Below are 19,431 nucleotides of genomic sequence, written 5' to 3' on the forward strand. Positions count from 1 at the left end.
CGAAAATCAGCTCCTTGCATAGAATTAAAGTGTCAGCACAATCCGGAACCTCCCCAACTAGCTCGACATGAGGGGTGCTGATGTCGGGGGAAACCCTCCCGTGAACCAGCGGGATAGAGTGAAAGACAAAGACCGGGAAAAACTAAAGCGCCCTTTATGTGGCGCTTTAGTTCTTTATAGGGTGCGGTGTTTTTGCCGGGTTGCGGCTGCGCCTTACCCGGCAAACAGGCTGCACATCTCCTCAATCCTCTTCCAGTAAGCGCGCCCCTGTCCCCTGCTCGCCGAGTTTGTCTCCCGGGTTACGCAACGGACAATCACTGCGTGATAGACATCCGCAGCCAATGCAGCCGTCCAGTTCATCGCGCAATGCCACCAGGGTATGAATGCGCCTGTCCAGTTCATCACGCCACTGGGAGGAAAGCTCCTTCCACTCTTTTGCGCTCAGTGTGTGTCCTTCCGGCAGAACGCCAAATGCATCGCCAATGGTGGCCAGGGGAATTCCGATTCGTTGCGCAATTTTGATAATGGCCACGTAACGGAGCACATCGCGGGTGTAACGACGCTGGTTCCCGCCATTACGAATACTTTTAATTAACCCTTTGCTTTCATAGAAGTGGAGCGCCGATACCGCCACACCGCTTCGTTTTGCCACTTCTCCAGGGGTTAAGAGCGCTTTGATGCGCGGTAATCTCTTTTCCATAAAACCTCTTTACCTCAAGTTAACTTGAGGAATTATACTCCCCCGCAGAGAAAACGACGAATCAACAGAGATAGTTGTATCTACAGAGGGGAAACCTTATGTCGCATCAGCAGATTATTCAGACACTTATTGAATGGATTGATGAACATATCGACCAACCGTTGAACATTGATGTGGTCGCTAAGAAGTCGGGCTATTCGAAATGGTATTTACAGAGAATGTTCCGCACAGTCATGCATCAAACGCTGGGCGATTACATACGTCAGCGCAGGCTACTACTGGCAGCGCAGGCATTGCGCTCTACGCAACGGCCTATCTTTGATATCGCCATGGATCTGGGTTATGTGTCGCAACAGACCTTTTCCCGCGTGTTCCGTCGCGAGTTCGACCGCACGCCGAGCGATTATCGCCATCAGTTGAATTAATGCGTTTAGTGCAAAGGTTGCTGCTGCCAGGTCATAAATTCCTGCGGCGGCATCGCTTTCGCGAAGTGCCATCCCTGACAATATTGCACGCCACGCTTTAACAGCCAGCTCACCTGCTCTGCCGTTTCCACCCCTTCCGCGATGGTTTTTAAGCGCAGGCTTTGCGCCATTTCGATAATGTGCTCTGCAATCAGGTGGCTGGTGCTGTTAGTTGTCAGCGTGTCGACGAAAGATTTATCAATCTTGAGGATATCGACGTTCAGGGAATAGAGGTTATGCAGGTTCGAGTAGCCTGTACCGAAGTCATCGATAGCCACTTCATAACCCGCCTGGCGGAACGCCTGGATAACCGGTGTCGTTTTAGGAACATCGATAAAGCCACGTTCTGTTACTTCGATTTTGATCTGCTGTGCGCGAACCGAGTGGAAGCGGGCCTTATCCGAGATCAGGGCGATCAGACGCGAGGAGTGGAAATCCGCAGCCGATAAGTTAATCGAAATATAAAGATGGGGATTTGCGGCAAGGAAATTACCCAGATCGCTGAAGACCTCTTCAACGACGTAATCGGTAATGCGTTCAATCATCCCTTCTTTTTCGGCCAGCGGAATAAAATCCGCAGGGCTCATCACTATCTGACCGTTAAATCCAGGCCATCTCAGCAGGGCTTCCGCACCCACACAGCGGTTATTTTTAATATCAATGATGGGTTGATAATGAACGCACAACTGGCGCTTATTCAGCGCCCGGTGCAGCAATCGTCCAGGTGAATTGAGCTCACGATGCGTACGTGACCACACCAGCAGTATAATAATGCTGCAAATCATCCCCAGCGGCAGCGTCAGGGTTGCCTGGTGATAGAGCGTTTCATAAAAACGTTTATTCGATGTCGAGACGATGGCGGCAATAGGGCGTTTTTCGGAATTTACAATCGTGTAAAAACGCTCATCTTTTTGAAATGTCGATTCCTTATGTCGAATCATCGAATTTAATAATGAAACGTTGGCCTGCGCGCTGACTGAAAAAAATGCATTGGTGACGGTGTCATATACTCCCCACGCCAGCGAATGATCGGCCGACATCACCTCGCTGTAAGAAAGTGGGTTGACCACGACGACATAATTCCCGCGCTGCATATACGTCATTTTATAACCGGTAAAAAATGGCGTATCACGATAATAATAGATAGCAACATCAGGTTTGCGTTTGTAATTGGCGGAGGATATTAAGTAGGGTTGTTCAGGCGTAAGAACTGTCGAACAAAGAAAATTCTGACCTTCGGCATAAATTAAATCAGCGACGAACAAACGACCACGCACAACGTTCAACATATATTGACGATGTGTAGGCGTACACAATTTACCCCGATATTTTTCAGCGTCATCACGCGCCAGGTCAACCTGCTGAATTACAAGCTCTGTTTTATCTAACGCCAGCTCGGCAAATGTTCGTAATTGGGCACTTGTTTCTGTTACGGCTCTTAGCTGGGCAAACCATAGCGCAAGCATCACCGGTAGCAGAACTACCATGATGATCCCTACCACCCTTAGCATCTTGCGCCGTGCGCTACGATTCATTTCCCGCCCTATATCCCTGCATTTTGTACGCCTGTAGTAATGAAGGCCGGATGCTTTGATAAACAGGTGATTACGTTGCATGAATCATGCGAAGTTAGCAACTGACTTTTAGTATTAAAAATCTTAATTTTCGTTATGCCGATAATATTCTCCCGTAAGCCAAACTGAAAGTATTCGTTCCGTTTCTATTAAGGAAAATAATTATCCAGTCTGAGCGGGAGGTTTTAAGATAACACAACAGAGGATCGGTGATTAAGCTAAACTATTGGCAGCATGAAAAAAGAACAAGTTGAGCATGCAATTTTATCCTATTTGGTGGCAAGTCATCCCTGATTCGATTTATAAATAATCAGAAGCCAGCACTGTTTTTCCTCTTCCTGCACGCTTCGCATCATATAATGCTTTATCTGCTCGCGTGAGTAATGTCGAGGCATCACGCTGACCCTGCCCCACCTCCACAACACCCGCGCTAAACGCGAGCTCCAGTTTTCTGTCGCCGACAATCAGGGGTTTTGTCTTCAATATGTGACGTAACTGGTTGGAGAGCCGAGTTGCAGCATCACCGTCAGTTCGCGCCAGCAAAAGTAAAAATTCTTCGCCACCCACTCGCCCAAGTGCAGAACCTGTCGGACTTAACTCCCGTAGCCGGTCGCAAAAATGGATCAGTGCGGCATCGCCAACCAGATGTCCCCACTCATCGTTGATTTGCTTAAAATAATCCAGGTCGAACATCAGCACACAAAAGTGACTGTCTGCATCCTGTCGCGAATTCGCCGCCAGCGCCGATTTAAGCTGCTGCAAAATCGCTGAACGGTTAAAACAGCCGGTGAGATCGTCAGTGGTGGCCTTAACCGCCAGCTGCTGCTCTGCTTTTTTCCGCTCGGTAATGTCCAGACCAATATTCAGAATCGAGTTGTCGGGTAACAGAATGTTAGACCACAAGATAGTCAGCTGCATCCCATCTCTGCGCAGAGGATGCCACTCATACATGTCTTTAAGGGGGGAAACATGCACAGACTCCCGCACCCGCCGGCGCTCTTCAGGATCAGGATAGAAAAGTACCAACGGATCGGAATGTGCGGCGACCTCCGCCATACTCCAGCCAAACACTTTTTCGCATTCCGCATTCCACAATACACAACGATTGTGTTTGTCGAAGGAGTTCATTAGCACCGGGGCCCGCTCGAACAAGGTTTTATACTGCGTGACAACCCGCTGCATTTCTTGCGCTGTTTTTTCTCGCGCAATAATTTCTTCAAAATAGTCTTTTAGCTTCTCAACCAGTACCACCACGATATTTTTGAGGATAGGGAGAGAATTGAGTCGTTCATCAAACGCTAAAAAGAAATAACCGCTACAGCGCCAGTCGTGTGAAGAGAGTTTGCATAAAACACCGCTTTGTAACTGCGTGTAGCCCGGGTGCTGAGGAGGAAAAAGCGTGCGGCCGATATGCTCTTTCCAGTACACCACCCGCCACGATCGGTGATGGCGTTGCAGCGAGGTACTGGCAAGAAAATCAGTCACTTCGAAAGAGTGACAGGTGACGTCACCTGCACACACTACCCGTTGCAATCCGTCATCGTCATCAACGCTGACCCAGGCAAGTGTTGAACCTAAAACCCGGTTAATGGTGTCCAGCATTTCCGATAAAGAGCACTGAGAATTAAGCAGTGGCATAAGCTTAGCCAGTGCGTGCAGCGCCTGCATACTGTCATTAACAATATCGCGTCGTTTTTCTTTCATCATTTGTTCGCAGGTCATTAAATGATAGACCGACCGCAACATATATTCAGATTCAAAAAAACCGTTAATTACTGAATAAAAATTCAGAATAATTAAATAACACTCTGTGTGTAATGAAAATGATACGCAACAGAAAAAAACCAAAAAATTCAAAAACCTGAATTATTAGCTACGAGTACATTTATTTGTCCACTCAAGCATAATCTATAGGGTTTATGCTGTAAACATTATACAACTAATGAAATATTGCAGAGGTTTTGCTATCTCAATGAATTTATTAAAAAGAGCGGGAAAAGCTCATCATTAGCCTGCAAAGATATATTTTCACTTTACGTTCTGAAGCATATCTCGTGTCTATACCTGCCCCTCTTTTCATCTTCCTGATACTGGCGAATAAAACATCAAGTGTGATATAGTTCACACATATCATGTAACTCAAAACACTGTTTCAGTCGTTCGTCTGCTTTTCGAGGATAGGTTTATGGCAACCATTACCACCAGCATGGTTCTCCTGCGCTGGCCGTTGTTCAGTGCGGTATTGATGTTTTTAGCCAGCACGCTGAACATTCAATTTCGTAAATCTGACTACGCTGGCCTTGCAGTGATCAGCACCGTGCTGGGACTGGGCGCAGCATGTTGGTTTGCAACGGGCTTGCTTGGCATCACTCTGCTGGATATCGCAACCATCTGGGAAAATGTGAAAGTCGTCATGGTTGAAGCAATGAGCCACACCCCGCCGGACTGGCCGATGGTGATTACCTGACAGAGTAATTCCTGCGGGTGCTGATGAGCACAATAAAAAAACCTCGCATTTGCGAGGTTTTTTTATGCCTGAAAGGAAATCAGAACGGGATATCGTCGTCGAAGTCCATTGGCGGCTCATTAGATGGCGCTGGAGCAGACTGCTGCTGCGGACGAGACTGCGCGCCGCCGCTGAACTGGTTGCCACCCTGTGGCTGCTGAGGCTGACCCCAACCGCCCTGCTGCTGGCCGCCACCTGCTGGTGCGCCACCGCCCTGACGGCCACCCAGCATCTGCATGGTGCCACCAACGTTAACCACGATTTCGGTCGTGTATTTTTCAGCGCCGGACTGATCGGTCCATTTGCGGGTACGCAGCTGGCCTTCGATGTACACCTGAGAACCTTTACGCAGGTACTCACCCGCCACTTCAGCCAGTTTGCCAAACAGCACAACACGGTGCCATTCGGTCTGCTCTTTCATTTCGCCGGTCGCTTTATCACGCCAGGATTCGGAAGTAGCCAGCGTAATGTTGGCAACTGCGCCACCACTCGGCATATAGCGTACTTCCGGGTCCTGGCCCAGATTACCGACGAGAATCACCTTGTTTACGCCTCTGCTGGCCATGTTCGTGTCTCCTGAATACGTTTCTTAATAGTGTAAACGCGAGAGTGTACCATTTCCACGCAGCAATTTGCATAGTTGCGTAGTCGGTTCAGAAATCTCTCGCGAACTCGACATTGTTACACAGCAAATCAGAAAATGCATTCCAATACTGTATATCCAAACAGGTTAATTTGTGTCATAATTAGCCGTTTCTGACAGCCGGTTGTCCTTCAAACAAACCAGGCAAACAGTGTTCCTACCGGGAAAGGTGAATGGATAAGATCGAAGTTCGGGGCGCCCGCACCCATAATCTCAAGAATATCAACCTCATTATCCCTCGCGACAAACTCATCGTCGTGACCGGGCTTTCGGGGTCTGGCAAATCCTCGCTGGCTTTCGACACTTTATACGCCGAAGGACAGCGTCGTTACGTTGAATCACTCTCAGCCTATGCCCGGCAGTTCCTGTCGTTAATGGAAAAACCGGACGTTGACCACATTGAAGGGTTGTCACCTGCTATCTCTATCGAGCAGAAATCGACTTCACATAACCCGCGTTCAACGGTCGGTACGATTACCGAAATTCATGATTACCTGCGCCTGCTGTTTGCACGCGTTGGTGAGCCGCGCTGCCCGGACCACGATGTACCGCTGGCCGCGCAAACCGTGAGCCAGATGGTCGATAACGTGCTGGCGCAGCCGGAAGGTAAACGCCTGATGCTGCTCGCCCCTATCATTAAAGAGCGTAAAGGCGAGCACACCAAAACGCTGGAAAACCTGGCAAGCCAGGGCTACATCCGCGCCCGTATCGACGGAGAAGTGTGTGACCTGTCTGATCCACCGAAGCTGGAATTACAGAAGAAACACACCATCGAAGTGGTGATTGACCGCTTCAAAGTGCGTGAGGATCTGGCAACACGTCTGGCCGAATCGTTTGAAACGGCGCTCGAACTCTCAGGCGGCACCGCCGTGGTGTCCGACATGGACGACCCAAAAGCCGAAGAGCTGCTCTTCTCTGCTAACTTTGCCTGCCCAATTTGCGGCTACAGTATGCGCGAGCTTGAACCACGCCTGTTCTCGTTCAACAACCCGGCGGGCGCATGTCCGACATGCGACGGGCTGGGCGTTCAGCAGTATTTCGATCCAGACCGCGTGATTCAGAACCCGGAGCTGTCGCTGGCTGGCGGCGCTATTCGCGGCTGGGATAAGCGTAACTTCTACTATTTCCAGATGCTCAAGTCGTTAGCAGAGCACTATAAATTCGATGTTGAAGCCCCATGGGGCAGCCTGAACCCGACGGTACACAAAGTGGTGCTGTACGGTTCCGGTAAAGAGAACATCGAATTCAAATACATGAACGATCGTGGCGATACCTCCGTGCGCCGTCACCCGTTTGAGGGCGTGCTGCACAACATGGAGCGCCGCTACAAAGAGACGGAATCCAGCGCTGTACGTGAAGAGCTGGCGAAGTTTATCAGCAACCGCTCCTGCGCCACCTGCGACGGCACGCGCCTGCGTCGCGAAGCACGTCATGTGTTTGTCGAAAACACGGCGCTGCCGACCATCTCAGATATGAGCATCGGCCACGCGATGGACTTCTTCACTAACCTGAAGCTTTCCGGACAGCGCGCGAAAATTGCCGAAAAAGTGCTGAAAGAGATTGGCGATCGCCTGAAATTCCTGGTGAACGTGGGTCTGAACTACCTGACGCTTTCCCGATCGGCTGAAACGCTCTCCGGTGGTGAAGCACAGCGTATCCGCCTGGCAAGCCAGATTGGTGCGGGCTTAGTGGGCGTGATGTACGTGCTGGACGAGCCGTCTATCGGCCTGCATCAGCGCGATAACGAACGCCTGCTCGGTACGCTTATCCACCTGCGTAACCTCGGCAACACGGTGATTGTGGTCGAGCACGATGAAGACGCTATTCGCGCCGCTGACCACGTTATCGACATCGGCCCGGGCGCAGGCGTGCACGGCGGTCAGGTCGTGGCGGAAGGGACGCTCAAGGATATTATGGCGGTGCCAGAATCACTGACCGGCCAGTACATGAGCGGCAAACGCAAGATTGAGGTACCGAAACAGCGTGTGGCGGCGAACCCAGAAAAAGTGCTGAAGCTGACTGGGGCGCGCGGCAACAACCTGAAAGACGTAACCCTGACGCTGCCCGTCGGCCTGTTCACCTGTATTACCGGCGTGTCCGGTTCCGGTAAATCGACGCTTATCAACGATACGCTGTTCCCGATTGCGCAGACCCAGCTTAATGGCGCAACGCTCGCAGAACCAGCACCGTACCGCGATATTCAGGGGCTGGAGCATTTCGATAAGGTTATCGATATCGATCAGAGCCCGATTGGCCGCACGCCGCGTTCCAACCCGGCAACCTATACCGGCGTGTTCACACCTGTGCGCGAACTCTTCGCTGGTGTGCCGGAATCCCGTTCGCGCGGGTATACGCCAGGACGTTTCAGCTTTAACGTGCGCGGTGGTCGTTGTGAAGCCTGTCAGGGCGACGGGGTTATCAAGGTTGAGATGCACTTCCTGCCAGATATCTACGTACCGTGCGACCAGTGCAAAGGTAAGCGCTATAACCGCGAAACGCTGGAGATTAAATACAAAGGCAAGACCATCCACGAAGTGCTGGATATGACCATTGAAGAGGCGCGCGAGTTCTTTGATGCCGTTCCTGCGCTGGCGCGTAAACTGCAAACGCTGATGGATGTGGGGCTGACCTATATCCGTCTGGGGCAGTCAGCGACCACGCTTTCCGGCGGTGAAGCGCAGCGCGTGAAGCTGGCGCGCGAACTGTCCAAGCGCGGCACCGGTCAGACGCTGTACATTCTGGATGAACCGACCACAGGCCTGCACTTTGCGGATATCCAGCAGTTGCTCGACGTACTGCATCAGTTGCGCGATCAGGGCAATACCATTGTGGTGATTGAGCACAATCTCGATGTGATTAAAACTGCAGACTGGATTGTGGATCTCGGCCCGGAAGGCGGTAGCGGCGGCGGTGAAATTCTCGTGTCCGGTACGCCAGAAACCGTTGCAGAGTGCGAAGCTTCGCACACCGCACGTTTCCTCAAGCCTTTGCTGTAATCGTCACACGGAGAGCTGTTGTCGGGTCGTGTCCGGCAACAGTTCAACGGCCTGCTGATAAGACGCATCCACCAGATAGTAAATTTGCGAGCCAGGCAGCGAGCCATCAAGATAGACGGTGCTCCAGTGGGCTTTATTGAGATGCTTGCTTGGCCGGACATCATGGTGCTGCTCGCGTAACAGCTCAGCCAGCTCCGGGCTGGTTTTCAGCGATGCCGCCGGGCGACCTTCGATCTCTTTCACCATGGCAAACAGTACATCACCAACCTTTATCTGCGTGGCTTTCCAGTCACTGTGGACGCTTTGCTCTGCGCCAGGCTTATTCATGCAGTATTGAAGTATCTCCGAGATTGTCATCTTTGCTCACCTGTAAATGGGTTGAACACGACCTGAGTACCTGCCTCTTTAAGTGTGCAGCAAGACGACAAAAGGTAAACCCGGCAGGCCTGATTTGTTCAAAAAATCAGCATACCTCAGTATTCAGAATTCACAATCACCTCTTCGCCAAAACTCCCCGCCATCGGCAGTGGTCGATAGGTCGAATTAGAGGCGCGTAACACCCTGATCCCTCTGGCACCTACATCACGAGCAGCGGTGATATCGTTGTCAGAATCACCATAAAACACTTTGATATTTTTCTGCTCCAGCCACTGCGTTTTGGTGTTCTGGCCAGGTTTATCACCCGCAAAAATCACCGGGTTCATATTGGCGGCAGGGATCAGAAAATCGTCCTGCAAGGTTTTGGATACCGTTTCGGTTTTGGTCTGGCTGCGTCCGGTCACAAAGAAAATGCTGTCGCCACGCTTAACGTGCATGGCAATCAGTGAGCGAGCCACTTCTTTCGGAATGCTGAACTCATCCCAGCCATTATTCATTTTTTCCCAGAATTCCGGGTTTTTCAGATAGGCTTCGCTGTCCGGTGAGTACATTTTCTTACCGCGCCAGAAACCCGGGCTTGAGAACAAGACGGTGTCGTCGATATCAAAACCCACGGCCATCGGCGGGCGGCCCATCAGGCTGTTTTCAATCTGTGCCACAGAAACCCAGTGAATCGGTGCTTGCTCAGCAAGAATGGCGGCGGTGGTTCCGGTGTAAACCGGTGTGGGCGCGGAAGCTCGCGCAACGACTGCACTATTAAGCGAGAACAATAAGCAGGCGGCGCTGAGCGCCAGTGTGATCTTGCGCATGTTTTCCCCTGAATATTCAGTTTGTTATCGTTTTATTTTGAGCGAATGGTCAAAAAACTACCCGACCATAACCTCTGGGGGAGTCGAATGAAAGGAGTTTTTGCTTATGGATCTGAATAAAAAGAAGAAGATCACAGAGTGTGGATGAGAGACGCAGGCCGGGTAAGCGCCGCGCCACCGGGCAATCTTTTACACGGGTACAAAAAAAGCCGGGTGGCGGCTACGCCTTACCCGGCCTACATAGTTCAGTGAGTGAGTACTTACATTACAGCAGCAAATGCCTGCGCCACGCGCTGAACGTTACTGGTATTCAGACCGGCTAAGCACATACGGCCGCTGGCAATCAGGTAAACACCGAACTCATCACGCATACGGTCAACCTGTGCGGCACTCAGGCCGGTATAGCTGAACATACCGCGCTGCCTGAGCAGGTAGTCAAAGTTATGCCCTGGAACCGCCTCTTTCAGCACGTTTACCAGCTCCTGACGCATCGCCAGGATACGCTTACGCATCGCTTCCACTTCCGCAAGCCAGGTGGCCTTCAGTTTATCGTCACCCAGAACGGTCGCCACAACCTGCGCACCAAAGTTTGGTGGGCTGGAGTAGATACGGCGCACGGTCGCTTTCAGCTGACCCAGCACGCGCCCTGCGGCTTCAGCATCTTCACAGATCACAGACAGGCCGCCTACGCGCTCGCCATACAGGGAGAAGATTTTCGAGAACGAGTTGCTGACCAGTGCAGGTAATCCGGCGCTGGCAACGGCGCGAATAGCGTAGGCATCTTCTTCCATACCTGCGCCAAAACCCTGATAGGCAATGTCGAGGAACGGGATCAGGTTGCGCGCTTTCAGTACCTCAATCACCGCATCCCATTGAGCATTGGTGAGGTCTGCGCCCGTTGGGTTATGACAGCAAGGGTGCAGCAGCACAATACTGCGCTCTGGCAGGGTATTCAGTTTTTCCAGCAGTGACTCTACACGCACACCGTTGGTTTCATTGTCGAACCACGGATAAGTCGCGACCTTAAAACCCGCACCTTCGAAGATAGCAATGTGGTTTTCCCACGTAGGATCACTGACCCACACGCCGGAATCCGGGAAATATTTTTTCAGGAAGTCTGCGCCGACTTTCAGCGCACCCGAGCCGCCCAGCGTCTGGATGGTGGCGACGCGTTTTTGCGCAAGCACCGGATGATCGGCACCAAACAGCAGCGGCGCGATGGTGTTACGGTAGGCATTTAACCCTTCCATCGGCAGATAAAGCGATGCGCCATGTGGTACAGCATTCAGACGCGCTTCGGCTTCTGCAACAGCCTGCAACTGAGGAATAATGGCATCCTCGTTGTAATACAGACCAATGCTCAGGTTCACTTTGTCGCTGCGAGGATCTTCTTTGAAACGCTCCATTAAGGAGAGAATGGGGTCGCCGGCGTAGGCGTCAACTTTCTGAAACACGCGATGGTTCTCCAGATTATTATCAGGCAGGGAATTCAACAATAAACCGGAACCTCCCGTAACACCACCCTTTCCCCGCATCCTGCGATCGGCATAGGTTTTTTGCACTCTCGCCCCGTGTCATTTGCCCAATATTTCACGCTCTCGCCCTGCCGTAATGTGAACCCTGCGCATCCGCGCATTCACTGATTCAAGGAGTTCACATTATGGATTCACAATTTATTGGTTCAGTCATTAACGCCCTGCCGCTGGAACATATGATCGGCGGCCCGCTGCAGGCAATGATCAAAGCGCAGGTTCAGGCCAGCAAGTCGTATACCGATTTCCTGCTTTCCGTCTGTATTAAAGACGGTAAAGCCGTCGCCATTGAGTTCGATTACGACGAAACCGTGGTGGACGAGCAAGGCGTTAGCAAAGGCAGCGTCACCCGCAAAATGAGCATCCCGCTGCTGGCGGCCATCACTCACCCAATCATTTGCATTGAAGACGGCACCATCGACTTCGAGCTGGAAGTGAGCCAGAGCGAAGCCAGCTCCAGCAGCACTGAAGCGGAAGCCTCCGTTGAAGCGTCCATCGGCTGGGGCGTGTTCAAAGCCAAAATGACCGGCAAGGTATCGCATAAATCGGAGCAAACTCGCTCCACCGACACCCGCGCCAAGTATTCCATTCACACGCAGATCAAACGTCAGGAACCGCCTGAAGCGCTGCAACGCGTTATTGATTACCTCACCAACGCCAAAACCAAGCCTGTCGCGGCGCAGTAACGGCTCGCCAGCAGAGTATTGCTCTTCCCTAACGCATGAGGCTGCCGTCGGTGGCCTCACTTCAGGAGTGAATTATGTCTTTTAAAACATGGCTACGCGGCAACAAGGATGAGGAGCCAGAGAATAAGACGGAGAAAGAGGCTGATGGAACGCCGCCTCCGGTAAAGGGAAATAATCCACCGCCTCCCGCAGATATTCCGGGCGTACCCGTCACGCTTGAAGATATTACCCGGGGAATGCAATACGCGGCGACGGCAGCCAATGAAATGATCGCCCAGCAATATATGAAGGCGCTGGACCCTTTTTTTGAACCGGCGGACGACGGCTCGCTGATCCCCCGCACCGTTCAGCTGGCGCTGGATGAAAAGCACTATTTTGACCTGCCGCTGGTCGCGCTTTCCACCCCGCGCGGGCTGATGCTGGAAAAAATGAAGGTCAACCTCACGATCCGCACTGAAGGGATGCAAACCCCGTCGCAGCAGGCAGGTGAAAACGAATTTGGTCGCTTCCACGTCAGCCTTTCGCCCTCAAGCGACTGCAAAGGTGGACGCGATAGCCGCCACGTCGACGTGGAGATGCAATTTACCGCATTACCCCCGCCGGAAAGCGTGATGCGTTTGATCGACGAATACACCAACAAAGTCATTCCCCGTCCCAAAGCAGAGGAGACTCCATGATGCAAAAACAACCTGATAGCACCGGCGATAAAGGCGTCGAGCTGATTTGCCATTTTGAAGGACTGAAGCTGGAGCGTTATCGCGACGCCGTGGGTTTGTGGACCATCGGCTACGGCCATTTGATCCTCAAAGAGGAGATGGAAAAACTCATCAAAATCACCACTGGCGAAGCCAAAACCCTGCTGCGCAAAGACCTGAAGCGCACGGAGGATGGCGTTAAAAAGCTGCTGATCCACAGCGCAACCCAAAGTCAGTTCGATGCACTGGTGTCGTTTGCCTTCAACCTCGGCGTCGGCAATTTAAAGAAATCGACCCTGCTGAAGAAATTTAACGCCGGGGATATCGACGGCGCAGCGCTCCAGTTCAAAAGCTGGAACAAAGCGGGCGGCAAAGTGTTGACTGGCCTTACCCGACGCCGTGAGGCGGAAATGAAGTTATTTCTCAGTTAATTAAACAGGAAAATACGATGAAAAAATGTACTTTCATAAACGTCGCTGTTCTGGCCGTCACCCTTTCTGCTGCTATGCAGGCCAGCGCCGCCCTGAAAACCTGCGAAGATGAAATTAAAGAGACCAATACGTTTTTATCTGAGCAGGGCGTCGCACCTATTAACGACGTGACTGACCTGGCGACCACGCTGCGCAATATCAAGAACTTTGGCCGCCTGCCCGCTCGCTATATCACGACCCACGAAGCAAAACGTCTTGGCTGGTCCGGCAGTGAAATGGAGACTCTCTGGGGGGTAAAACCCACCAACAAAAAATGGATTGGCGGCGATAGCTACGCAAACCCGGCTTTGCCCGCAAAACAACAGTGGCTCAGCGCGGACATCGACGTCCAGAAGGGCTATCGCAGCCCTAAGCACCTGATTTACAGCCTTTCCGGGCAACAGCGGTTTATCACAACCGATACGTATCAGCATTTGGCTGAGCTGGAACCTTGCCAATAATCCGCCCCTGTCACGGTGATAAAACCCCATTTACCGGGGTTTTATCTTTGTTGAGGATAACGTCATGTCTGACAACTTTCTCCCTACGCTTATCAGTGAAGCATTACTGGCTTTTTCAGGTTTATTTGGTGGTGTAAGTATCTCTTTTTTCTGGCAACCACAGCGGTTGCACCAGCACAGCCGGTTTATGGCGGGCATCATTTTTGGTGGTATCAGTATGGGGGCCGCGGTGGCGTTAGGTGGGTTAGCAGCCCGCTGGCTGAAAATAGATCTTAACCAGGCCGATATTACGCTGGGTTTAGGGTACATATTGGGCGCCATGAGCAATGGGCTGATTGTTTGGCTGGCTAACTTCTTTCGCCGTCATGAACAGCGCGATATTTTTGATGTTGCCAGCGTCATCAAAAGCAAAGTCAGAAATGAGTCACTCCCTCAGCCTGATTTAAATAACAACAAACCTGATGGAGAATAAGATGCTTAACATAATGAATGGATGGGTTCTGCCTTTTATTATTGTTGTCGATCTGGTGACGTCGCTATTGATATTATTTGCGGCCTACAGCCGACGCGTACACGCTTTACCGACACTCTGTAAAGTCGGTTTGGCAGCACTGGCGTTTGGCTTTTTTGGCGAAAGCAGCTTAAACGTTAAATTTATTTTGACAGGCGCTGACATTTTGAGCGATAGCTTCCCTTTTTGGTTATTACAAGATTTCGGAACCTTAATTGTGGTTATCTATTATTTCAAATCACAATCTCACTAAACACGATAAAAGCGCAACAGGGCCCACTTGTTGCGCTTTTATTTAACATGACAATCATAGTGCAAAAATTTACGGCGTGCCGTCTAATTAGCAATATATTTAAAATAAAGCATTGCGGCCTGGGTGCGGTTGTTTACCTGAAGCCGATGAAAGATTGACTCGAGGTGCACTTTGACCGTGCCTGCACTGATGTTGAGTTGTCTGCTGATTTGCTTATTTGTTCCTCCGTTGGCCAGAAGTTTGAGAACTTCCTGCTGCCGACGGCTCAGAGAGTGGATCGGCAATGCGCTAACGGGCTGTTCCCGGTGAACCACCGCCTGCTCGGGAAAGCAGACCACCCCGGAGGAAACCATGCTTAATATCTGGCTGATTTTCTCTACCGGAAGCTCTTTGGTGAAAATGCCTTTTACATTTTGTCGAATGTAAAAATTAAATATCCTGTCTGTCGCTTTTCTTAACATCACCACAATCGGCAATGTGGGCCAATTGGACGTCAGGCTATTGATGAAATCACTGCATTTCATTTCACCGTCGAGCAAAATAATGTTTACCGGCATTGATGCCAGAATAGTCTGTGCATCTTCAAAGCTGTTTGTAGCAAAAACAGTACATTCCGGCATGACTCTTTTCAGCTCAGTCTTCATACCGTGAATGTAGATCGGCAATTCATCGATCATCAATATATTCATCGCAGCATAACCTCGTGTGATTTCCATTCCTTGAATTATTCAATCAACCTTTTCCGAAAATGAGTATGAGTGCTATTCCCGAACTGTAAAAACAGCATTCGGCATAAGGCGAATGTCATATTCCCTGATCAAAAAGTTAAGTAACACTTAACGAAAAACACAGCCTTAATAAAATATAACCCGAAAAATCATTTCTATCAGAAAAAGCCCAGGCTTATCGGCATATTTTAAATATAACCCTGACACTTATTATTAAAAGGCAGCTGTGTCATCCACCTATACAGTAATATTTTAACGAGGTTATTTATGACGACATTAACAGTATTTTTTTGTGGTACCGGCTCTAATAAATTCGATGATTCTCATGCTAATTACTGGAATGGCGAATTAATTTCCGCACTGGCCGCTAACAACAAAGGCAAAGAGTTTGCCGAATGGGTCATTCTTGATGGGCCAGGAAGCGGCAATTTGCAAAGCGATGAGCTGTGGGTAAAAAGCGGCGATTATTCGCAACTTCGCGGACAGCTTGTGGGCAGTGGCTGGAAGGAAAACGTGCAACATGCCATCAATATTATTAAAGGCCACGTTGACTGGCAGCGCGAAAAGCTGACCCAGGAGAATTATGAACAGCTAAAAAAAGCGGGAGTCCCCATCCAGGATGTCGAAGTGACTGGCTCTTTCTGGTGGCGTAAATATGACTATGGTGATCGCAAAGTGACGCAGCAGGCGCTTCAGCAGCAGATCATCAAGACCTTCCGCAAAGGGCAAATCCTGCCAACTCAGGTTAACCTGGTAGGCTGGAGCCGCGGGGGAATTAGCTGCCATATGCTCGCCAATGCCATGCTGGCCGATCCGCTTTTGGCCACTATTCCGGTGAATATTTTTGCCATCGATCCGGTGCCGGGTATGGGGAACTTCCAGACGGAGAAGGTCACGCTTGGCCGCAATGTCAAAGAGTATGTGGCCTTCTACGCCAGAGACGAGCGCTCGAAAGGTTTCTCGTGCGTGGTCCCGGATACCGACAATGCGACGGCGGTGCATATTTACCCGATGTCAGGGCGACATGCGACGCTGGTAGGCAATGCTTCCGCAAATGGCGACAGTGGCGAAAAAGTGCTGCATGAACCGGGAACGATCGTGCGGCATTTCGCTGAAGTGTGCCTGCAAAGATGGGGAGTAAGCCTGGATAAAACGCTGAATCTGAGCGGATTACAGCTGCTGGAACTGCATCAGGCAAACCAGCGTAATGCGGGGCAATTCGCACAGATGCAAAAAACGGTATATACGGTTTCTGAGAACGATCAGGGGGAGCGTTACGTTTCTCTGGGCAGTACCGGAAAACCGTTCTCGTCCGTGCAGGGTACTCGCTTTAACCCAGTATCGGGGCTGGCATCGGATTACTTAACCAACCAGGCCATCTACAACGTGTTGAAATAAGTCTGGTGGCGGGATCGCGTCCAACGGCACCCGAGGCGGTTGGACGCGAACGCCTTAATTTAATCGACGTACTTCATCGCCACCCTTGACGTCAGGCGCGTAATAAGTTCGTAAGCACTCACTTTCGTTATTTCAGCAATGCGTTCTACGGGTAATCCTTCGCCCCACATCACCACATCATCACCCGCTTTGTCCTGGGCTTCCGGCCCCAGGTCGACGCAAATCATGTCCATCGCCACGCGGCCAACAATCGTCACTTCGCGGCCATTGACCAGCACTGGTGTACCAGACGGCGCGGCGCGTGGATAACCATCGCCATACCCCATCGCCACCACGCCAAGCCGCGTATCGCGCTCGCTGATCCAGGTTCCCCCGTAGCCCACAGGCTCACCCGCTTTGTGCTCACGCACGGCAATCAGGTTAGACACCAGCGACATCACTGGCTGGAAGCCAAAATCCGGCCCCCAGGGCTTGTTGTCCAGCGGCGAAACGCCATAGAGAATGATGCCAGGACGCGCCCAGTCGAAATGGGACTGCGGCCAGAGCAAAATGCCGCCGGATGCGGCAATAGAGCGCATTCCCGGTTTGCCTTCACAGAAAGTGTTGAAGATATCGAGCTGTTGCTCAGTGGCGCCACATTCTGGCTCATCGGCACGGGCAAAATGGCTGACAATATTGACCGGCTGGCGCACGTTTTTGCACTCACACAGGCGCTGGTAAAACGCATCCGCCTTCTCCGGGCGCACGCCCAGACGGTGCATCCCGGTGTCGAGTTTCATCCACACGGTCACCGGCTCGCTCAGCTCAGCGGTTTCCAGTGCAGCAAGCTGCTCTTCGTTATGGATCGCGGTATGCAGATGCTGGTCGGCAATCGTGGTGAGGTCGCTGGCTTCAAAGAAGCCTTCGAGCAGCAGAATGGGCTGGGTAATTCCGCCTGCGCGCAGGCGCAGAGCTTCTTCAAGACGGGCGACGCCAAAAGCGTCGGCATCGGGGAGCGTTCGCGCGGTCTCAAGAAGACCGTGTCCGTAAGCGTTCGCTTTCACGACTGCAACGAGCTTGCTGGCAGGTGCCAGTTCACGCAGACGTTGCAGGTTGTGTCGCAGAGCGCGGCGGTTAATAACAACTGTTGCCGCTTGCATTTGAATTCCTTAGAAATTACTCATCATCATATTGAGGACCGGCATAGTTGTCGAAACGCGACCACTGTCCGTTAAAGGTCAGACGTACCGTACCGATTGGGCCGTTACGTTGCTTACCGATAATGATTTCCGCGATCCCTTTCAGGTCGCTGTTCTCGTGATAAACCTCATCACGGTAGATAAACATGATTAAGTCCGCATCCTGCTCAATGGAGCCAGATTCACGCAGGTCGGAGTTGACCGGGCGTTTATCCGCACGTTGTTCCAGGGAGCGGTTAAGCTGTGACAGGGCCACAACAGGAACCTGTAGTTCTTTAGCTAACGCTTTGAGTGAGCGGGAAATTTCTGCGATTTCCAGCGTACGGTTGTCCGAAAGTGACGGCACGCGCATCAGCTGGAGGTAGTCGATCATGATAAGGCCGATGCCGCCGTGTTCGCGGGCAATACGGCGCGCACGGGAACGCACTTCCGTTGGCGTCAGACCGGACGAGTCATCGATATAGATATTACGTTTTTCCAGCAAGATCCCCATGGTGCCGGAGATACGCGCCCAGTCCTCGTCATCAAGCTGACCGGTACGAATTCGGGTCTGATCCACGCGTGACAGCGATGCCAGAGAACGCATCATGATCTGTTCTGATGGCATCTCAAGACTGAAAATCAGAACCGGTTTATCCTGCAACATCGCTGCATTTTCGACGAGGTTCATCGCAAATGTCGTTTTACCCATCGAAGGACGCGCAGCGACGATAATCAAGTCCGACGGCTGTAGGCCTGCGGTTTTCTTGTTGAGGTCGTCGTAGCCGGTATTGACGCCGGTTACACCGTCGTGCGGTTGCTGGAAAAGTTGTTCGATACGCGCGACGGTGGCGTCGAGCACATCGGCTATATTTTTGGGGCCTTCGTCTTTATTCGCGCGGCTTTCAGCGATTTTAAACACGCGTGATTCAGCCAGGTCGAGCAGATCTTCGCTGTTGCGCCCCTGTGGGTCAAAGCCTGCTTCGGCGATTTCATTGGCCACCGAAATCATTTCGCGGACAACGGCACGTTCACGCACGATGTCGGCGTAGGCACTGATGTTCGCCGCACTTGGCGTGTTTTTCGATAACTCGGCCAGATAGGCAAACCCACCGACGCTGTCCAGTTGCCCCTGTCGCTCCAGCGATTCCGCGAGCGTAATCAGGTCAATCGGACTGCCCGATTCTTGCAGACGCGCCATTTCGGTAAAAATATGGCGGTGCGGACGGGTATAGAAGTCGTCGGACACGACGCGCTCGGCGACATCGTCCCAGCGTTCGTTGTCCAGCATTAAACCGCCCAACACCGACTGTTCCGCTTCAATCGAGTGCGGCGGGACTTTTAACCCGGCGACCTGATAATCACGTTCACGGGGTTCAGTCTGTTTGTTGAAGGGTTTGTTTCCTGCCATAGTGAATGGAGTTACCGAGATAAAGAGTGGGTCGAAAGATTACCACATTTTCTTATGGA

At 51.5% G+C, this 19,431-nt stretch carries 20 protein-coding genes; 10 read left to right on the top strand and 10 right to left on the bottom strand.

Translation table 11 applies throughout. The annotated features are described in order from the left end of the window. Positions 1–241 precede the first annotated feature (241 nt). Positions 242–700 carry a redox-sensitive transcriptional activator SoxR gene (gene soxR / locus ACS603_RS16015; RefSeq protein ID WP_014068530.1) on the bottom strand — a complete coding sequence of 153 codons (459 nt, stop codon included), beginning with the start codon at positions 698–700 and terminating at the stop codon, positions 242–244. Between the two features lie 98 nt (positions 701–798). Here soxR and soxS point away from each other — a divergent pair, with 98 nt between their 5' ends. Beyond that, complete coding sequence (gene soxS, locus ACS603_RS16020) at positions 799–1,125, top strand: superoxide response transcriptional regulator SoxS (protein WP_003860277.1); 327 nt, start codon at positions 799–801, stop codon at positions 1,123–1,125. A 5-nt stretch (positions 1,126–1,130) separates the two neighbouring features. Here soxS and ACS603_RS16025 read toward each other — a convergent pair whose 3' ends face one another. After that, positions 1,131–2,699: an EAL domain-containing protein gene (locus tag ACS603_RS16025; protein ID WP_315687591.1), complete on the bottom strand. Its 1,569-nt coding sequence runs from the start codon at positions 2,697–2,699 to the stop codon at positions 1,131–1,133. Between the two features lie 339 nt (positions 2,700–3,038). Beyond that, positions 3,039–4,442, bottom strand: a complete 1,404-nt coding sequence (locus tag ACS603_RS16030; protein ID WP_474944567.1) for a diguanylate cyclase — start codon at positions 4,440–4,442, stop codon at positions 3,039–3,041. A 481-nt stretch (positions 4,443–4,923) separates the two neighbouring features. Here ACS603_RS16030 and ACS603_RS16035 point away from each other — a divergent pair, with 481 nt between their 5' ends. Beyond that, positions 4,924–5,205, top strand: a complete 282-nt coding sequence (locus ACS603_RS16035; protein WP_014068527.1) for a YjcB family protein — start codon at positions 4,924–4,926, stop codon at positions 5,203–5,205. Between the two features lie 79 nt (positions 5,206–5,284). Here ACS603_RS16035 and ssb1 read toward each other — a convergent pair whose 3' ends face one another. Beyond that, positions 5,285–5,809: a single-stranded DNA-binding protein SSB1 gene (ssb1, locus tag ACS603_RS16040; protein ID WP_014068526.1), complete on the bottom strand. Its 525-nt coding sequence runs from the start codon at positions 5,807–5,809 to the stop codon at positions 5,285–5,287. 251 nt (positions 5,810–6,060) lie between these two features. Between ssb1 and uvrA the strand changes: the two genes are divergently transcribed. Continuing rightward, positions 6,061–8,883, top strand: a complete 2,823-nt coding sequence (gene uvrA / locus ACS603_RS16045) for an excinuclease ABC subunit UvrA (RefSeq protein ID WP_182063308.1) — start codon at positions 6,061–6,063, stop codon at positions 8,881–8,883. A 3-nt stretch (positions 8,884–8,886) separates the two neighbouring features. On the opposite strand, the gene ACS603_RS16050 is transcribed toward uvrA, so the two are convergent. From ACS603_RS16050 to tyrB, 3 genes are all read right to left on the bottom strand, one after another. Then, positions 8,887–9,240 (bottom strand): MmcQ/YjbR family DNA-binding protein, encoded by a 354-nt coding sequence (locus tag ACS603_RS16050; RefSeq protein WP_182063307.1) that lies wholly within the window; start codon positions 9,238–9,240, stop codon positions 8,887–8,889. 116 nt (positions 9,241–9,356) lie between these two features. After that, on the bottom strand, positions 9,357–10,070 hold the full coding sequence (aphA, locus tag ACS603_RS16055; RefSeq protein ID WP_166718272.1) for an acid phosphatase AphA: 714 nt from the start codon (positions 10,068–10,070) through the stop codon (positions 9,357–9,359). A gap of 260 nt (positions 10,071–10,330) precedes the next feature. Beyond that, entirely contained in the window at positions 10,331–11,524 is a 1,194-nt protein-coding gene (gene tyrB / locus ACS603_RS16060) for an aromatic amino acid transaminase (RefSeq protein WP_315687586.1), read from the bottom strand. A 206-nt stretch (positions 11,525–11,730) separates the two neighbouring features. On the opposite strand from tyrB, the gene ACS603_RS16065 reads away from it, so the two are divergent. The 6 genes from ACS603_RS16065 (at position 11,731) to ACS603_RS16090 (ending at position 14,678) form a co-directional block, all read left to right on the top strand. Continuing rightward, positions 11,731–12,288 (top strand): DUF2589 domain-containing protein, encoded by a 558-nt coding sequence (locus ACS603_RS16065; protein WP_182063305.1) that lies wholly within the window; start codon positions 11,731–11,733, stop codon positions 12,286–12,288. A gap of 74 nt (positions 12,289–12,362) precedes the next feature. After that, a complete protein-coding gene (locus ACS603_RS16070; protein ID WP_474944557.1) occupies positions 12,363–12,965 on the top strand; it encodes a DUF2589 domain-containing protein in 603 nt (200 codons plus the stop codon). Next, positions 12,965–13,414 carry a lysozyme gene (locus ACS603_RS16075; RefSeq protein ID WP_182063509.1) on the top strand — a complete coding sequence of 150 codons (450 nt, stop codon included), beginning with the start codon at positions 12,965–12,967 and terminating at the stop codon, positions 13,412–13,414. The genes ACS603_RS16070 and ACS603_RS16075 overlap by 1 nt, the downstream gene beginning before the upstream one ends. A 17-nt stretch (positions 13,415–13,431) precedes the next feature. Beyond that, complete coding sequence (locus ACS603_RS16080) at positions 13,432–13,914, top strand: ribonuclease (protein WP_474944558.1); 483 nt, start codon at positions 13,432–13,434, stop codon at positions 13,912–13,914. Between the two features lie 64 nt (positions 13,915–13,978). Next, positions 13,979–14,386, top strand: a complete 408-nt coding sequence (locus ACS603_RS16085; RefSeq protein WP_182063302.1) for a hypothetical protein — start codon at positions 13,979–13,981, stop codon at positions 14,384–14,386. Between the two features lies 1 nt (position 14,387). After that, positions 14,388–14,678, top strand: a complete 291-nt coding sequence (locus ACS603_RS16090) for a hypothetical protein (protein WP_315687584.1) — start codon at positions 14,388–14,390, stop codon at positions 14,676–14,678. A gap of 83 nt (positions 14,679–14,761) precedes the next feature. Here the strand turns inward: ACS603_RS16090 and ACS603_RS16095 are convergent, their stop codons facing one another. Then, the gene (locus tag ACS603_RS16095; RefSeq protein WP_259349695.1) at positions 14,762–15,394 is read right to left on the bottom strand and encodes a response regulator transcription factor; all 633 of its coding nucleotides are present in this window, start codon (positions 15,392–15,394) and stop codon (positions 14,762–14,764) included. A 279-nt stretch (positions 15,395–15,673) separates the two neighbouring features. Here ACS603_RS16095 and ACS603_RS16100 point away from each other — a divergent pair, with 279 nt between their 5' ends. Next, positions 15,674–16,804 (top strand): hypothetical protein, encoded by a 1,131-nt coding sequence (locus ACS603_RS16100; protein WP_182063300.1) that lies wholly within the window; start codon positions 15,674–15,676, stop codon positions 16,802–16,804. Between the two features lie 59 nt (positions 16,805–16,863). On the opposite strand, the gene alr is transcribed toward ACS603_RS16100, so the two are convergent. Both alr and dnaB read right to left on the bottom strand, forming a co-directional pair. Continuing rightward, entirely contained in the window at positions 16,864–17,943 is a 1,080-nt protein-coding gene (gene alr / locus ACS603_RS16105) for an alanine racemase (protein ID WP_182063299.1), read from the bottom strand. 16 nt (positions 17,944–17,959) lie between these two features. Continuing rightward, the gene (gene dnaB, locus ACS603_RS16110; RefSeq protein WP_182063298.1) at positions 17,960–19,372 is read right to left on the bottom strand and encodes a replicative DNA helicase; all 1,413 of its coding nucleotides are present in this window, start codon (positions 19,370–19,372) and stop codon (positions 17,960–17,962) included. Positions 19,373–19,431: the final 59 nt, after the last annotated feature.

This window comes from Enterobacter sp. Li2LvB3 (assembly GCF_056156645.1).

Bases quoted from the DNA above. Each gene is read 5' to 3' on its own strand.
- soxR (WP_014068530.1), bottom strand. From the start codon at position 700: ATGGAAAAGAGATTACCGCGCATCAAAGCGCTCTTAACCCCTGGAGAA.
- soxS (WP_003860277.1), top strand. From the start codon at position 799: ATGTCGCATCAGCAGATTATTCAGACACTTATTGAATGGATTGATGAA.
- ACS603_RS16025 (WP_315687591.1), bottom strand. From the start codon at position 2,699: ATGAATCGTAGCGCACGGCGCAAGATGCTAAGGGTGGTAGGGATCATC.
- ACS603_RS16030 (WP_474944567.1), bottom strand. From the start codon at position 4,442: ATGAAAGAAAAACGACGCGATATTGTTAATGACAGTATGCAGGCGCTG.
- ACS603_RS16035 (WP_014068527.1), top strand. From the start codon at position 4,924: ATGGCAACCATTACCACCAGCATGGTTCTCCTGCGCTGGCCGTTGTTC.
- ssb1 (WP_014068526.1), bottom strand. From the start codon at position 5,809: ATGGCCAGCAGAGGCGTAAACAAGGTGATTCTCGTCGGTAATCTGGGC.
- uvrA (WP_182063308.1), top strand. From the start codon at position 6,061: ATGGATAAGATCGAAGTTCGGGGCGCCCGCACCCATAATCTCAAGAAT.
- ACS603_RS16050 (WP_182063307.1), bottom strand. From the start codon at position 9,240: ATGACAATCTCGGAGATACTTCAATACTGCATGAATAAGCCTGGCGCA.
- aphA (WP_166718272.1), bottom strand. From the start codon at position 10,070: ATGCGCAAGATCACACTGGCGCTCAGCGCCGCCTGCTTATTGTTCTCG.
- ACS603_RS16065 (WP_182063305.1), top strand. From the start codon at position 11,731: ATGGATTCACAATTTATTGGTTCAGTCATTAACGCCCTGCCGCTGGAA.
- ACS603_RS16070 (WP_474944557.1), top strand. From the start codon at position 12,363: ATGTCTTTTAAAACATGGCTACGCGGCAACAAGGATGAGGAGCCAGAG.
- ACS603_RS16075 (WP_182063509.1), top strand. From the start codon at position 12,965: ATGCAAAAACAACCTGATAGCACCGGCGATAAAGGCGTCGAGCTGATT.
- ACS603_RS16080 (WP_474944558.1), top strand. From the start codon at position 13,432: ATGAAAAAATGTACTTTCATAAACGTCGCTGTTCTGGCCGTCACCCTT.
- ACS603_RS16085 (WP_182063302.1), top strand. From the start codon at position 13,979: ATGTCTGACAACTTTCTCCCTACGCTTATCAGTGAAGCATTACTGGCT.
- ACS603_RS16090 (WP_315687584.1), top strand. From the start codon at position 14,388: ATGCTTAACATAATGAATGGATGGGTTCTGCCTTTTATTATTGTTGTC.
- ACS603_RS16095 (WP_259349695.1), bottom strand. From the start codon at position 15,394: ATGGAAATCACACGAGGTTATGCTGCGATGAATATATTGATGATCGAT.
- ACS603_RS16100 (WP_182063300.1), top strand. From the start codon at position 15,674: ATGACGACATTAACAGTATTTTTTTGTGGTACCGGCTCTAATAAATTC.
- alr (WP_182063299.1), bottom strand. From the start codon at position 17,943: ATGCAAGCGGCAACAGTTGTTATTAACCGCCGCGCTCTGCGACACAAC.
- dnaB (WP_182063298.1), bottom strand. From the start codon at position 19,372: ATGGCAGGAAACAAACCCTTCAACAAACAGACTGAACCCCGTGAACGT.